The following is a 15,776-nucleotide window of genomic DNA, read 5'->3' as shown; positions in this document are numbered from 1 at the left end:
TTATTTTAGTGTTCTTTTGATTTCTCTTGTTTCAAAAGATTCTATGATATCACCAATCTGTAGGTCATTGAATTTAGTGATTTTAATACCACATTCGTAACCTTTTTTAACTTCTGACACGTCGTCTTTGAAACGTTTCAGCTGGTCAATCGAGCCTTCATGTAATACGATACCATCTCTAATAATTCTAACATTGTTGGCACGTTTGACGTAACCATCTGTTACAAAACTACCCGCGATAGTACCAACTTTAGAGATTTTGAATACTTCTCTAACTTCAATGTTACCTGTGATAAACTCTTCTTCAGTAGGAGCTAATAGCCCTTCCATCGCATCTTTTATTTCATCAATTGCTTGATAAATAACAGAGTAAAGTCTTATCTCGATTTCTTCTGTGTCTGCTATTCTACGGGCATTAGAAGATGGCCTTACTTGGAAACCAAGGATAATGGCATCTGCAGCACTCGCTAACAATACGTCGGATTCAGAAATTTGTCCTACACCTTTGTGAATGATTTTTACTTGAACCTCATCAGTAGAAAGTTTAAGTAAGGAATCGGAAAGTGCTTCCACAGAACCGTCCACATCACCTTTTACAATGACGTTTAACTCTTTGAAAGTACCAATGGCTTTTCTTCTACCAATTTCATCCAGCGTAATATGTCTTTTGGCTCTGATACTCTGCTCTCTAATTATTTGCTCACGTTTGTTTGCAATTTCACGAGCTTCTCTATCCGTTTCCATGACATTAAACTTGTCGCCGGCTTGTGGAGCTCCTGGTAAACCAAGTATCTGAACTGGTGTCGATGGACCTGCTACCTTAATCCTTCCACCTAGGTCGTCAATCATCGCTCTTACACGACCAAAGTACTGACCTGCAAGAATAATATCACCAACTTTCAAACTTCCTGCTTCTACCAAGATAGTAGCTACATAACCTCTACCCTTATCAAGTGTGGCTTCAATAACGGTTCCATTGGCATTTCTGTTTGGATTGGCTTTTAGTTCTAATAATTCAGATTCTAAAAGGACTTTGTCCATCAGTTCTTCTATACCTTGACCAGTTTTAGCAGAAATTTCTTGCTCCTGATATTTACCGCCCCAAGATTCTAAAAGGATATTTTGTTTAGAAAGATCCTGTCTGATTTTATCTGGATTAGCACCTGGCTTGTCAATCTTATTCAAAGCGAATACAATTGGAACACCAGCATTTTGTGCGTGATTAATAGCTTCACGTGTTTGTGGCATCACAGAATCATCAGCAGAAATCACGATGATAACAATATCCGTAACTTTCGCACCCCTTGCACGCATGGCTGTAAAGGCCTCGTGACCAGGAGTATCTAAGAAAGTAAGTGATTTACCCTTATTATCTCCAGTTTGAATTTCTACGTTATAGGCTCCAATATGCTGTGTAATTCCACCTGCCTCACCAGTAGCCACTTTTGTGGTACGGATATAATCTAGCAAAGAAGTTTTACCATGATCTACGTGACCCATTATGGTTACGATTGGTGCACGAGGTTTTAAATCCTCGGCTGCATCTTCTACTTCAAGATTCTCAGCATGAATCTCTTCTTCCGCCGAAATGAATTCAACTTCAAAGTCATATTCTAAGGCAATCATCTGAATAGATTCTGCATCTAAACGCTGGTTAATGGAAACAAACATGCCCATTTCCATACACGTACCTATCACCTCATTAACAGAAACATCCATTAAAGAAGCTAATTCAGAAGCAGAAATGAATTCTGTTACCTTCAGATAGGTGCTTTCGTGTTGCTCGATAGCTTCATCTAGTTCAGCCCTTTCAGCTCTAGTTTTACGTCTTTCTCTTCTTTGCTTAGCACCGAAGTCTTGCCCGCCCCTAGACTGCATTTTTGCCAAAGTCTGCTTAATGCTGTCTTTAACATCAACTTCTTTGACTACTTCTTTACGTCCTCCACCAGTTTTTTTCCTGCCGGTCGTCGTATTAGTATTGCGATTAGCAGGTCCTCTTTTATCTTGAGTAGAACCGGTGGCAGGAGTACCCGGCTTTTTATCTCCGGCTTGGCCTTCACTTTCTTTTTTCTTAAAGAACTGCTGATCCGTAATACCCGTAAGCTTACCCATTCGGCTAACATGCTTACGTTTTCTTTTCTTACGGTCAACACTGGATTCCGGTTTTTTCTCAACTGGAAGTTCAATTTTACCTAGGACTTTAAGCCCAGCTAATTTATCTCCTTTTGCCTTTATGACATTATCTACAGGAGTTTCTTCTTTTGGTTTTTCCACCACTACTTCAGCTTCCTGAACTTTAGTAACTTCTTTTGTTTCTTCTATTTTTTTCGAAGCTTCCGGCTCTTTCTCCTTAGGAACTTCCTGAGTTGGAGTCTCTTTAACAACTTCTTTTTCTTCCACAGCGGCTTTTTTAACCTCTGGTTCAACCTTTACTTCAGCGATAGGCTCAGGTGTTGGCTCAGGAATTTCTGGGGCCTTAACTTCAACTACTGGCTCTGGAGCTTTAACTTCAACCTTAGGTTCTGGTTCAGGTTGAGGTGTGGGCTCAGGAGTAGGTTCTGGTACAGGCTCCGGTGTAGGAGCTGGTGCTGGAACCTCTTCAGCCACGGGTGGTGTTGGAGTTTCCGTTTTTGGTTTAGATTTAGCGTTTAAATCTATTTTTCCAAGAACTTTAGGTCCATCTAATTTCGATTCGATCTTGATTTTCTCAATCTCTGGCTTTTCAGTAGCTACAGGCTCTTCTCTAAAATAAAGTATTTCAGAATCCTGATTTACAGGCTTAGTATCTTCTGCTTTTGGCTTATTATCACCAATTAAGGCCGTAGAATCATACTTGTCTTGTAAAATAAGTAATAATTCTGTGCTTAACTTGGCGTTTGGGTTAGTTCCTACGTTGTGACCTTCTGAGGCAAGTGCTTCCACCACATGAGATAAACTCACGTTTAAGTTCCTTGCCACTTGGCTCAATCGCATCACTTTATTTTCTGCCATAAATCTGGTTATCGCTTTTTTTTGTTTTAGAAGATAGATTCTGAGGGGTAAAGATACAGCCTTTTTATTCGAATTCGCTTGCCAAAATAGCTAATACCTCTACAACAGTACTTTCTTCAAGTTCGGTTCTTCTTACCAATTCTTCTTTACTTAGAGCCAATACTGATTTTGCAGTATCCAAACCGATGCCATGAAGCTCTTTTAGTACCCAAGAGTCAATTTCATCGGAAAACTCCGTTAAATCCACATCTTCCTCGATGAAGTCTTGCTCCACATCTCGGAATACATCTAGCTCCATTCCTATAAGGCGGCTAGCTAATTTGATATTCAAACCCCCTCTACCAATTGCCAAGGATACCTGATCCGGCTTAAGGAATACGGAAGCTCTTTCTCCATTCTCGTCTATCTGTACAGAACTGATTTTCGCTGGACTTAAAGCTCTTGAAATAAACAAGTGCGTATTATCAGTCCACTGAATTACATCAATATTCTCGTTTTCAAGTTCACGTACTATACTGTGAATTCTACTCCCTTTCATACCAACGCATGCTCCTACTGGGTCTATTCTGTCGTCAAAAGACTCTACAGCCACTTTGGCTCTATCGCCGGGCTCTCTAACAATTTTCTTGATTGATATCAATCCATCAAGAATTTCTGGTATCTCTTGCTCAAAAAGTCTTTCTAAGAAAACCGGCGAGGTTCTAGATAATAGCACCCTAGGGTTACCATTATTTAATTCCGCTTTGTGTACTACAGCCCTAATACTATTTCCCTTACGGAATCGGTCTTTAGGGATTTGTTCGAATTTAGGAAGGGAAAGCTCATTGCCATCTAAATCTTGACAAATGACCTCACGACCTAATATTTGATAAACTTCCACAGTTACCAGTTCTCCTACTTGATCTTTATAAAGATCATAAAGCATTTCTTTTTCTAAATCCTTTATTTTCTGGATAAGTGTTTGACGAGCAGTCTGTACGACCCTTCTTCCAAAGTCAATTAACTTAACTTCTTCAGCGACTTCTTCTCCAATTTCAAAATCGGGTTCAATTTTTCTAGCTTCTGATAACGGAATTTTATCCGTATCCCAAATATCTTCAGAGTTGTCGTCAACAATTTCACGCGTACGCCACATTTCTAAATCGCCAGTTTCGGCATTAAGAATGATATCAAAGTTGTGGTCGTCCTCATATTTCTTACGAATCATTGTACGTAAAACGTCCTCCAAGACCGCAATCATGGTAGGTCTGTCAATATTTTTTTCACGAGCAAACTCCGAAAACGACGCTACTAAATCTCCACTATCCATTAGAAAAGGTTTAAATTTTAGTTAAAAGAAACTTGTACACGGGCTTCTTTAATATTTTCAAATGCCAGAATAACTGTTTCTGGCTGTTTTTTTTCTTTCTTCTTTTTTTCTGGCAACACTGAAACTTCTTGCTCGCTGTAAGTTAACAATTCTCCTTTTATTTCTGTGCCATCCGTTAATGTGAATTTTAAGGTCTTCCCTATATTTTTCACATATTGACGATTGATCTTCAAAGGAGTATCTAAACCTGGAGAAGAAACTTCTAGGGTATAGGCATCTTCAATTAACTCTTCCAACCTATTTGCCAATTCTCTACTAATTCTGCTACAATCCGCAATTCCAATCCCCTCATCCGTATCAATTAGTACGGTGATTTTATTTCTAATTTTAGAGGAAGAGGCTTTTACGTCCACCAAGAAATGTAACTCGGGGTCTAGAAGTTCTTCAACTATCGGGATGATTTGTTCGGAATTAAGCATTATTGTTAGAATTTTGGCAACAAAAAAGGAGGTTTTAACCCTCCTTTTCGCTACCATTCTGCTGCAAAGGTACTTTAATATTTCTTTTTTATCAAATTTTGTCTTCTATTTTCAAACTAGGCTCAGTAACTGCACTTAAGGCTAAAAATTCCTATATTTCGGCATCTTTACGTTGAACATAAATGTTTCATTTCTGAAAAGCTTTATTATTAAATTTTATTTCCTGCTAAATTTTATAGTAGGCCTTTATGCCTTGTTTGTTTTTCAGTTGTCCTATTCTGCTGATATTAAGCATTGGGCAGTAGGATTTTTGATGCTTACAGTGCCAGTGGCTTTTGCTGTAAACTTGTTCTTTATGTTTTCCTATATTTTTACCAGATCATGGAAATTCATATTGTCTTTATTGATTTTGGTGGCTGGCTATCCTCTTTTGGAAAGAACTTTGAAATTTAATTTAAAGGAGAATGAAAATTCTTTGAATAAAAGCTTATCTGTGCTTAGCTATAATGTCATGTACTGTGATTATGGTTCGGCAGGTACGAAAGAAGGATTGGGGAATATCAATGATTTGGTGAATGATTTGGATACTTTAGGTGCTGATATTAAGTGCTTTCAAGAAATGTATAATAGGCCTGATAGTCGTTCCTTTAATACTTTCGAACGCTTGCAGCACGATAATCCTCATTTTACCTATATGCATTCAGAGATAGATGAGAATAGCAAAGTAGGGAACGTTGGACTCGCTATTTTTTCAAAATACCCCATCATTTATAAAGAGGAGATCTCATGGAAAACAAATAATAATGGTCTTTTACTAGCCGATATAGTGGTACGAAAAGACACTATTAGGGTTTTTAATGTGCAAATGAAATCTATGGGGATAAGGGTGCAGAAGGCCATTACAAGAGATGAAGTGGTTAGAAATAAAGAAGCCAAGAATATTTTAAGCCAGTTAAAACATGGCTTTAAAGACAGGGGCGTACAGGTGGATGAATTAGAAGAATTGATAAAGAAAAGTCCATATCCGGTGATTTTAGCGGGAGACTTTAACGAACTCCCTTACGGATATGCTTACGGAAGAGTAAGGAAATTACTGAATAACGGCTTTGAAGACGGTGGTTTTGGTTTTGGGTTTACCTATCACAGGATTCTTAGCTTTTTAAGAATAGACAATGTGTTTTATACCCAAGATAAATTTGAAATACTGAATTTTAAAACATTTAGAGACCTTGGTAATTCTGATCACTATCCAATAAAAGCAGTTTTCGGAATCAAACAATCTTAAAAGCCTATTTTCTTCCTTTTAGGCTGAGCTTTGCCTTCAAAATAATCCTTTAATTCGTCGAGTTCTTTTTCAAATCCCCCACTTAGAATAGGGAATCTACACCAGCTTCTCGGATCTAAATTTCTGTTATCTAAATGAAAAGAGGGTGCATATCTTTCTCTTTTCCATTGGTTTCTGCTCCATAGTTTAAAGAAACGTGTAACCCAATTGAAAATATCCTTTCGGTCGTATTTTTCTGCCCAAAGTACTTCCATATAACGGAAGCTCTCTGTAGGTGATTTTTTGTCTTTAATCGCTACTTTTTCGATAGCATCTAGTACATCATAAGGCATTAAATCTTTCTCATCACTTTGCATTTGGTCTTTCGGTCTTAATTCTGCTGTAGGATTCAATGCATTGACATATTTTAAACCGTCTATTTTAATGTGCTTCCCTTTAACATGACAACCCGTTTTTTCTAACCAAATTAGCCATGACCTAAGCCAGTGCTTGTCAATGCCCGCAATAGGACTTAAACTTCCGGCAGTGTCTCCATCCATGGTGCAGTAGCCTACGGCCACCTCAGACCTGTTAGAGGTAGAAAGTAGTAGATGTCCTGTAATGTTATTTAAAAGCCATACGCCTGGGGCTCTAACACGAGCTTGGATATTTTGAAGAGCTATATCGTCTGTAGCCCATGAGAGCTCACGACCTATTTGTCCTTCTATCATACCCGTGTATTGTTCCACAAGGCCATTGATGTTGACATCATAAAATTGTGCTCCCATAGACTCGGCTAAAGCTCTGGCAGATTGTCTAGTTTCTTCTGAGCTATTTTCGGTCCCTTGATAGATGGTATGAATGAGTTTGTTTGAAACTTCTTCTTTTGTTTTACAATCCTGTATTTTGGCAATATGCCCAAGTCTTTTCTTTAAGTTTTCAAAGCCAATGCTTTCATCTCCTAAACGAATCATTAAACCACAAAGAGCCGTACAAGCACTAGAGTCGGCTCCGCCAGAGAGCGAGATAGTGAAACCCTGAGACCTAGATTTTCTAAGGTAATCGAATAGCCCAAGACAAACGGCCCTGGCAAATTCTTCTTCTTTTAAATATCCGCCGCTTTCAAAAGCTTCTAAGTCTGCTTCTTCATAGCTGGGTTTGACATCCTCAGGAAAACTGAGGCTATAGGTAACTTTATTGCTTGTAGGTTTTGGCTTCTCCTTGATTTTAGTGAAGTCTATGGCTGTTATATCAGTATCAATTACCGCCGTGCTAAGCGTGTAAGAGGCATAACTGAACCTATTGCTTGATTTCAGTAAGACACCATTAGAAGCAATTTGTGCATCGCCATCAAAAATAAGTCTGCCAGATTCGTTGCCCAATAAATTGGTATAAATGTAGCTACAAGAGTGACTCCTAGAACTTTCAATAATGAGTCTTTCTCTAGTCCTAAATTTATGAAACTCAAACGGTGACGCACTTGGGTTTAGAATAATGTCTACACCGTTTTCAAAATATCCCTCGGCTGGCCTATTCGGCACCCATGCGTCTTCACAGATTTCAATACCTATTTTTATGTTATCAATTTCAAAGGTTAAATCACCAACGGGGTATTTGAAGTCGTTGATGCTCACTTCGTCTTTTAAACCAGAAGGCCATCTATGAAACCATCTGTCTTCATAAAACAGACCATAATTTGGTAAGTGCCTTTTGCAGACAAACCCAAGAATAGTCTTGTCTACCAGTAAGCAGGCGGCATTGAAAAGTTTATTGTTTATTTCTAATGGTAATCCCACACAAACCACCATTCCTGCGGTATGTTTTTTTATCTCTTCGAGGCATTCCAGTGCTTTTTGCTGTAAGTCAGGAGCATAGAAAGCATCTTCGCAGCCGTAACCTGTTATAGCTAATTCTGGCAGGCATAAAATACTGACCTGCTCTTTTTTAGCAGCTTCAATGGCATCAATACAGTTTTGCGTGTTTTGATTCCAATCTAAGGGAGTTTGGTTTAGTGCTCCAGAAGCTACTTTAAGGATTTTCATAAACGGTGTAAAAGAAATTGAGTTAAAAAAGTTTTAAAATACCTAGCTCAGCTAAAAATATGATACTAATAGGTCGAGACGCGAGATTTAATAAATCTCAAACTGACCTTCTATTTCTACGGTGATTCTTCCAGGAAGAGAGCCAAAACCTACAGCACTCCTAGAGCCTAAACCATTTTCATAGCCCCAGACTTCTTCAAAAAGTTCGCTACAGCCATTAATAACCTTAGGATGACTCTCAAAGTTAGGGTGGGCATTAACCATGCCTAGTAATTTAACTACTCTTTTAACTTTAGTTAAACTTCCGAATTCGGCTTTAAGCGTTGCTAGCATGGTTAGACCTGTTTGGAACGCGGCCTCTTTAGCAAAAACTTCGTCTACATCAGAACCAACTTTTCCAGTGTGCTGGCTGCCGTCTGGTAAGTTTGGGCCATGGCCACTCACATAAACCATTTTTCCTACAATAGTGAGCGGTTTGTAAACACCTCCAGGAGCTGGTGCTGGAGGAATTTTGTGGGCGTATTTTTCAAAAACTTCGTCTAAAATCATTGCTGGCTGATATATGAATATTAATACTTATGATAAACTTATTTGCTGAACTGGAAGAACCAAGTGGGGTAGGAGACCTCTTTAAAGGCATTGTCCCAACTGTTATGATTCACGCCAGGGTATTCGGTGTAGGTTACGTTGGCATTCAGTGCTTGTAATTTCTTATACATTTCTTGTGAATTTTTAACAGGAACCACGCCATCCACATCTCCATGAAAAATCCAGAATGGAATTTTTGCTTGCTTCTTGCCATAGGCCGAAATATCTCCACCACCGCAAATAGGCATGGCAGCCGCAAATAATTTAGGATAGCGATATACCGCTTCAAAAGTGCCCATGCCTCCCATGGACATTCCAGTGATATAAACGCGTTTTTTATCTGCTTTTTTATTATTGATAAAGCTTTTTACGAGTTCAATACTGGCATGAAGGGCTTCTTTTTCTGGGTAACTGTAGTTGAAATCAATATCTAAGGGATATTGGTCTCTCGTAAACTTTCCAGAAGCCCAATAACCATCTTTAGGACACTGAGGTAAGATGACAATGGCTGGATTGTCTTTGAGTTTATCTGTAAAAACCCAAGAACCATGTTTTAATTGGGACTCATTATCATCTCCTCTTTCGCCTGCTCCATGCAGAAATAAAATCAATGGGTATTTCTGCGAAGCGTCATAATTTTCGGGATATAAAATTCTATAGCTAATCTCTGTTCCTTTACTGTCGATAAATTTTGCGGAATCGTACTTTTCGTTCTGGCTAAAGCCAGAAATGACTAAGAAAGAAAGTAAAAGAGTTAAAAGTGGTTTCTTCATTTGAATTTGAGAAGGTTTATCTGTGTTCAAATATCGGTTTATTCCTTGAGTATGGCAAACCATAAGAGTTCTATAGAAATGGATTTTTTGTAGCTTTATGAACATATTTGAATTGTAATTGGTTAGCCTTTTTCTTGTTACGGATTACAGTCAAAATTGACATCAACAAAAACAGATGAATTGGATTTATTTTTTTGAGATTCTTGGTACCGTTATTTTTGTCATAAGTGGCGTTATGACTGCAATGGATAATGAATTTGATGTGGTGGGTTCTACCATTATAGGTATTGTAACTGCCGTTGGTGGAGGAACTTTAAGAGATATGCTGATAGGACAGACCCCTGTGGGTTGGATGAGAGATACCAGTTATTTGTGGGCTATGCTGGCAGGTGTAATTCTGTCTTATGTGTTTAAGAAATACATAGCTACGCTTAGAAGAAGTATGTTCTTTTTCGATACTATGGGTATTGGTCTCTTTACTATTTTAGGATTACAGAAAACACTAAATGCGGGCTTGGAAGTACCTTTTGCAGTGATGATGGGTATTGTTTCCGCTGTTTTCGGTGGTATCATCAGGGATGTTTTGACCAATAGAGTGCCACTTATTTTTAGAAAAGAAATTTACGCTACCGCCTGTTTGGTAGGAGCGTTGGTGTTTCTGGCATTGGAACAATTCTCAAATGCCCTTACCATTAATATGGGCATTTCTATGCTAGTGGTGGTTATAATTAGATATTTTTCAGTGAAAAACAACTGGTCTTTGAAGATATAAGGTGTTCTCAATTGACATAGAAATACCTTATTCTACAGGCATTACCATTGCTTTTGGCATCTTTGGTTTCAGAAATTTTAATCTGGAGTATGTGGTTTTTGCCATCCAGTTCAGAGCTTAGCGTGTAATACCACGGAAGGTGTAAAAAAGAACTCCATTGGGTATAAAGGTTTAATTCTTTCCAATCCCCTTTGTCTATTCTATATGCAATAGTACCCGCATCTTGACCAGCGGCTACCGCAATTCCAACCGCCTTTCCTGTGAAATTAAAGCTTAGTTTGCTTCCAGGTTTTTCACTGATGAGCATGGGAACATGATGGTAGTTTGGTCTTACCGCTTTGCCATCAGAAGGTGACCACGATTCGTTAATACCCCAACCTTTTGATAGTTTAGCTTCTTTAATATCAATCAATTTGCCGTTTTCATAAGCGTAAGCATCTAAAGCACGGGGTACATTTTGAGCAATTATTTTGTCATCGGCATCTATATGCGAACTATACGCCTTATCTAAAAACTGTAGTATGGAACTGGCGTAAATGCCTTGACCGAATGGGGAAGGATGAAGGTTTTTGAAGTCTTCTGTCCAGCTAAACTCCTTATTGTTAATCCTATCGGTTACTTCTTTTGCCAGATTGATGATGGGTAGATTATAGTACATGGCCACCTTGTTATGGTTTTGGATAACCTCTGGTTCTTTGTTATTACTATAATCTTTGATTTTGTCTGGGTCTACAAAGTGCATGAGAACGATATCTATGGCAGGATTTTCTTTTTTGAGATGTCTCACAATCCCTTCCAAAGCACGTGTTTGCTCTAAAGCATTTCTTCCGTTTGATGCGTCGTTTACGGCGGCTTCCTCAAAGAGTAAATCAACATTTTCTAAGTCCTTGATGTCTCTGGTAAGTCGAAATGCTGCTGGAGTAGTGCCCATAGAAGGTATTCCAGCAGCAATAAACTCAAATTCTGTTTCTGGAAACCTTTCGGTCAAATAATGAGATACGCTATCTCTCCATCCTGGGTTATGCGTAATGGAACCACCTAAAAAAGCTACTCTGCCTTTTTTATATTTTTCAAATTTGATATGGCTGTTTTTAAGCCCATTGCCAAGATTATGATAGGTTTCTGAATTTAGTTTACCACTTTTTAATGCATTATACTTTATGAAATCGGCCACATACCTAGGCGTTTCTATGTCGAAATGATGACCTTCTAATTCTTGTTTTCCTTCTGTGCAAGGTACTACAGTGGCTATTCCTCCAAGTTTAATGTACCTATTGATAAGTATAAAGCTGTTTTCTGCAGGTGGGACTATTTTGTCTTCCAAACCTATCATGTGTAGGATGGGAACCTTTGCTTTAGCAAGATTTTCTAAGCCATCTAAAGGATTGTTCTTATAGTTTTTAGCTTCATCGTCGCTACTAAAGCCGTATTCCACCTTTAATTTCGCCCATTCTTTTTCACTGCCTTTGCCCTCACCAAAGCCCGCTGGCCAACTTTTGAAATCGCAAACGGGAGCTTCTGCATAAATACAAGCCACTTTTTCCGGATTTTGCTTTGCCCAGTTGTACACAAATAAACCGCCTCTGCTGACACCCATTAGGGCTACTTTCTTTTGAAGAGCGTAAGTTTGGACGAGGTAAGCATAAAATTCATCCCAAACTTTCACGGCATCAGGGCTGCCAAATTTATTATCGGTGTTTACATAGACTAAGTGAAAACCTTCTGCCACTAAAATGCTGTCTGCCTCGGTATGCCAATCAGGAAAACGAGCTCGCCAAATCCATGGATTTCCGTTCGCAGCATGCTTTGGAATGATAATTCTGGCTTCTCTTTCTTGAAATTTGAAATCTTTTCTATCAAAGCCTTTCCAATTATTTTGGGCATTTAAACTTGAAAGTGAAAAACAAAAAAAGATAAGGCTAATGATAACGGACTTGGTCATTTTTAGGTTGAATGCGTAATAATAATTAATGATAGAATTTACCGAAATGCCATAAAACGCCTGAAGGGTCGTGCATGAATATTTCTTCGCCCCAATGGTTTTTAACGATTTCTGTAAATCTCACACCTTTGTATTTTGAAGGAAGGTTTTTGGAAAGTAATTCTGTCTGACATTTTTCTACATCGTCTACTTCTAAAAATATCATGGAATTGTTCACCCATTTCTTCTCATAGTAGTCTTGTAAATAGAAGCCTAAGGTTTCGTTTACCTTAAAGTAGGACATTGTGTTGTCTATTTTAACTTCTTCAAAACCTAAGTCTTTGTAAAAATCAGAGGAAACAGAGAAGTCTTTGGCTCCGATGAAAGTTCGAATTGATTTGGATTGAAAAGCCATTTCTTAAATTAGAATTATTTTTCAGTATATCTAAGTGCTATAAATTTAGAAAAAGATTGTGGTAAATCTATTGCTTCAGCCTTAGAAGGAATCTTAAAATAGAACAAAAAAAGTCCGCGGTAGAATTTTCTACTGCGGACTCCTTTTAAGAACGATTGGAATTAACCTTCTAGTTCCTTAAGCACTTTCTCAATAAGAGCTTTTGTAGCTTTGATACCTTCGTCTTCAGAAATGGCTGTGCCTTCATACTCAATACCAATATTGCCTTTAAAACCCGAATCTTTAACAATCTTCATTATTCTAAGATAATCAGATGCTGTTTCGTTTCCTTCGGCGTCAAAGTTGTTCGTTTTAGCACTAACTCCTTTTGCATACGGCATTAACTCAGCTATCCCTTTATATCTATCGTATTCTTTAGCACAGCCATCTGGTGTTCTTTCCATGCAGAAGTTTCCGAAATCTGGTAATGTACCCACGTTTTCCATGTTTACAGCCTCCATCACACCTGCTAACCAAGAACCATCAGAAGAGTAGCCTCCGTGGTTTTCTACGACTATATTGATACCCTGAGTCGCTGCGTATTCGGCTAATTTTGATAATCCTTTTACGGCATTGGCCGCCACTTCTTCAGCAGAACCTTCTCCCGCTGCGTTTACTCTGATAGTGCTTGCTCCTAATTTTTTAGCAATTTTTACCCAGTTGTAGTGGTTTTCTACAGCCGTCATTCTTGATACAGAATCAGCATCTCCTAAGTCTCCAAGAGCATCGCACATGATTAAGCCTACGCTTACGCCTGCGTCATCACATTTTTGTTTGAAAGTGGTCCAGTATGCATCATCTTGAGCTTTGCTGTAATAAAAAGTATTAACCAGTTCAATGACGTTTACACCGTAGCTAGCTGCCAAGGTAGGAAAGTCTGCCGGGTCAATAGTTCCTTGTAATAAAGAATCTGGGTTTTCACGAAGAAGTCTTCCAAAGTTTTCCCAGTCACCATTTAGGGCATCTCCAAAATAAGATTTATGAAGAGACCACTGTGCCAAAGAGATTTGAAGGTCTGGCGTCGTTACAGTTTCTTCCGTAGTTTCTGTGCTGGTTTTACAAGCAGAAAAAATGAGGGTGAAGGCTGCAAAAAGTACTAAAAGCGAATAGTTTTTTTTGTTCATTTTAAGAATGATTTTAAAGAGTTGGTTCTGTTCAAAAACTTCCTAGCTTTTAAAGAAAGGCTAATGGGGTTTTGAAGAGACGAAAGTACCTCGAAATCTTTAATGTTACAAACGGAGTCAATAAAGCCTATTGATGCTGATTTATAACACTTAGATACTTTTTCGATTTGAAAGTCTTTTACCTACGAAAACTAAAATGCCAGAGAGAACAATAAAGACCAGGAGTAAGATTACCGAATTTATCAAGACCTGGGGCAAACCTATCTCCATCACGTTTACGAAAGGGTAGGGGTAAAAGGTGGAAATGTTACCTCGTAACAATATAAATACCAGATAAACCAAAGGGTATATAAGCCAATTAACAATGCTTTTTAGTTTTACTTGTGTTTTCTGTTCATAGAAATACCAGAAAATCAGGGTGGTGAGTGGTACTAAACTGTGTAGAAGTTCGTCAACCAGTTTCTGTAAACCAGTAGGTTCCCAAATAGCTCTAAGTACCAGCTGATAAACCAAGCCAACTACTAAAATGTATACGGTAATAGCTGTCAATGAACCTGGTTTGTTGAGGAGTTTCGAGTTTTTTCCAAATGCTACATAAGTAAAGTAGATAGCGACGAGTGTATTCGTCAAAATAGTAAAGAAGCTAAAGAAACGGATAGTAGCCTCGGTGGTAGATGTTACCCGATTTTCTATCATCAAAACGTACTGAGCGATAACCGCAAACCAACCGATTAAGGCAAAAGCAATGGCGAGATTCTTTTTCATGGTGAGGTTTATATGGATGGGTTAGTAAACTTAATGAAATTTGGGTTGTGTTTTGATTACTTGAATTTGTATTTGGAGGTGTTATTGTCTCCATGTTTTTCAACGATTCCGTTTTCAACGGCGAATTTCAAATCCCTACTAGCAGTGGCTGGTGATATTTCTTTAAAATTCTTTAAGTACTCCTTACGTGTAAAAAAGGCTTCTTTAATAGTGGTTTTGAATAGGTTGATTCTATCTATGTTTGATAGGCTTACATTTTGAATATTCAATAGCTCTTTTAAAGATTCAAGAATAATCTCTAACATGAATTCTATGAAAAGTGTCGATTCTCCTGCGGAATCAGACTTTCTTAAAACTTCGTAATACTTTTCTTGTCGCTCTTTTATTAATGTTTCAATAGGTAAATATTGAAAGACGGGATAAGCGTCTTTTAAAATCAAAGTTTGCCATAGGCGTCCCATTCTACCATTTCCGTCAATAAAAGGGTGAATAAACTCCATTTCGTAATGAAATACACAGCTTTTGATAAGAAAGAGGTCGTCCTCGATCTTTAAATAATTAAACAAATCATTCATTAAAGGCTTTAGCATTTCACTAGGCGGGGCAATATGCGTAAGCTCTGCCCCTTTGACTATTCCAACAGATTTACGTCGAAGTTTGCCTGCCGAATCTACAAGCCCATCCATTAAAAGTCCGTGAGCTTCGCAAAACGAATCGAAACTGAAAGGGTTTAGATTATCTAAGTAGTCATAAACAGTAATGGCGTTTTTAACTTCTAGGATGTCTTTTTTGGGTCCAAGAACGTTTTTGTTTTCAACAATGGCAGTGATTTGCTCAATGGTAAGTGTGTTTCCTTCAATTTCTAAGGAGGCCTGAATGGTTTTAATTCTGTTTTTCTTCCTTAATTCGGTGGGTGGTTTACTCAAATGAGCAGCATTTACCTCACCAATTCTCTCAGAAATAGAGGCAACTAACTTTAAAATTTTCCCAGTAATGGTATAAGGTGGTCTCATTCAAACTGACGATGATAGTATCATATGATACTATCAAAGGTAGTGGTTTTGGTTGAGATTGTTGAGATATCATGTCATTGTATCCGTCTATTTCCTAGTTATTTCACTTCAATTTCTCACTCTTTGAAAAATATAAAATAATAATAAAAACATTTAGGAAAATGCATGAGATAAAACCGAAGACTAATATACCAGGAGATAAGCTTATTATCTCATGCATAAATTGACCTTATAGAAATGAGAGAGAAACCCAATGTATATCATTTATCAATTCTAAGAAG

Annotated in this window: 13 protein-coding genes; 2 read left to right on the top strand and 11 right to left on the bottom strand. The window is 38.0% G+C overall.

All coding sequences use genetic code 11. From position 1 onward, the window contains the following. The 3 genes from infB to rimP form a co-directional block, all read right to left on the bottom strand. The gene (gene infB, locus ACSBFT_RS11310) at positions 1–2,991 is read right to left on the bottom strand and encodes a translation initiation factor IF-2 (protein ID WP_489604705.1); all 2,991 of its coding nucleotides are present in this window, start codon (positions 2,989–2,991) and stop codon (positions 1–3) included. Positions 2,992–3,055: 64 nt separating this feature from the next. Next, positions 3,056–4,300, bottom strand: a complete 1,245-nt coding sequence (nusA, locus tag ACSBFT_RS11305; RefSeq protein WP_463045915.1) for a transcription termination factor NusA — start codon at positions 4,298–4,300, stop codon at positions 3,056–3,058. Between the two features lie 17 nt (positions 4,301–4,317). Beyond that, positions 4,318–4,779 (bottom strand): ribosome maturation factor RimP, encoded by a 462-nt coding sequence (gene rimP / locus ACSBFT_RS11300; RefSeq protein WP_463045914.1) that lies wholly within the window; start codon positions 4,777–4,779, stop codon positions 4,318–4,320. A 172-nt stretch (positions 4,780–4,951) separates the two neighbouring features. On the opposite strand from rimP, the gene ACSBFT_RS11295 reads away from it, so the two are divergent. Beyond that, positions 4,952–6,064, top strand: a complete 1,113-nt coding sequence (locus ACSBFT_RS11295; RefSeq protein WP_489604704.1) for an endonuclease/exonuclease/phosphatase family protein — start codon at positions 4,952–4,954, stop codon at positions 6,062–6,064. Here the strand turns inward: ACSBFT_RS11295 and nadE are convergent. The 3 genes from nadE to ACSBFT_RS11280 all read right to left on the bottom strand — a co-directional run bounded on the left by nadE (position 6,061) and on the right by ACSBFT_RS11280 (position 9,446). Beyond that, positions 6,061–8,085 carry an NAD(+) synthase gene (nadE, locus tag ACSBFT_RS11290; protein WP_489604703.1) on the bottom strand — a complete coding sequence of 675 codons (2,025 nt, stop codon included), beginning with the start codon at positions 8,083–8,085 and terminating at the stop codon, positions 6,061–6,063. The genes ACSBFT_RS11295 and nadE overlap by 4 nt on opposite strands. Before the next feature lie 87 nt (positions 8,086–8,172). Further along, the gene (locus tag ACSBFT_RS11285) at positions 8,173–8,634 is read right to left on the bottom strand and encodes a RidA family protein (protein ID WP_489604702.1); all 462 of its coding nucleotides are present in this window, start codon (positions 8,632–8,634) and stop codon (positions 8,173–8,175) included. A 38-nt stretch (positions 8,635–8,672) separates the two neighbouring features. After that, positions 8,673–9,446 (bottom strand): carboxylesterase family protein, encoded by a 774-nt coding sequence (locus ACSBFT_RS11280; protein WP_489604701.1) that lies wholly within the window; start codon positions 9,444–9,446, stop codon positions 8,673–8,675. A 175-nt stretch (positions 9,447–9,621) separates the two neighbouring features. Here ACSBFT_RS11280 and ACSBFT_RS11275 point away from each other — a divergent pair, with 175 nt between their 5' ends. Beyond that, positions 9,622–10,218, top strand: coding sequence for a trimeric intracellular cation channel family protein (locus tag ACSBFT_RS11275; RefSeq protein WP_463045909.1), 597 nt, complete (start codon positions 9,622–9,624; stop codon positions 10,216–10,218). 7 nt (positions 10,219–10,225) lie between these two features. Here the strand turns inward: ACSBFT_RS11275 and ACSBFT_RS11270 are convergent, their stop codons facing one another. The 5 genes from ACSBFT_RS11270 to ACSBFT_RS11250 form a co-directional block, all read right to left on the bottom strand. After that, positions 10,226–12,160 (bottom strand): SGNH/GDSL hydrolase family protein, encoded by a 1,935-nt coding sequence (locus tag ACSBFT_RS11270; RefSeq protein ID WP_489604700.1) that lies wholly within the window; start codon positions 12,158–12,160, stop codon positions 10,226–10,228. 25 nt (positions 12,161–12,185) lie between these two features. Then, positions 12,186–12,554, bottom strand: coding sequence for a VOC family protein (locus tag ACSBFT_RS11265; RefSeq protein ID WP_463045907.1), 369 nt, complete (start codon positions 12,552–12,554; stop codon positions 12,186–12,188). A gap of 161 nt (positions 12,555–12,715) precedes the next feature. Further along, entirely contained in the window at positions 12,716–13,717 is a 1,002-nt protein-coding gene (locus tag ACSBFT_RS11260) for a sugar phosphate isomerase/epimerase family protein (RefSeq protein ID WP_489604699.1), read from the bottom strand. Between the two features lie 150 nt (positions 13,718–13,867). Then, positions 13,868–14,482, bottom strand: a complete 615-nt coding sequence (locus ACSBFT_RS11255; protein ID WP_489604698.1) for a Pr6Pr family membrane protein — start codon at positions 14,480–14,482, stop codon at positions 13,868–13,870. A 56-nt stretch (positions 14,483–14,538) separates the two neighbouring features. Then, a complete protein-coding gene (locus tag ACSBFT_RS11250; RefSeq protein ID WP_489604697.1) occupies positions 14,539–15,495 on the bottom strand; it encodes a Fic family protein in 957 nt (318 codons plus the stop codon). Positions 15,496–15,776: the final 281 nt, after the last annotated feature.

This window comes from Arcticibacterium sp. SM2516, from assembly GCF_057914865.1.
The sequence above is the reverse complement of the archived record's forward strand: the minus strand, read 5'-3'. Positions and strand labels throughout refer to the sequence as shown.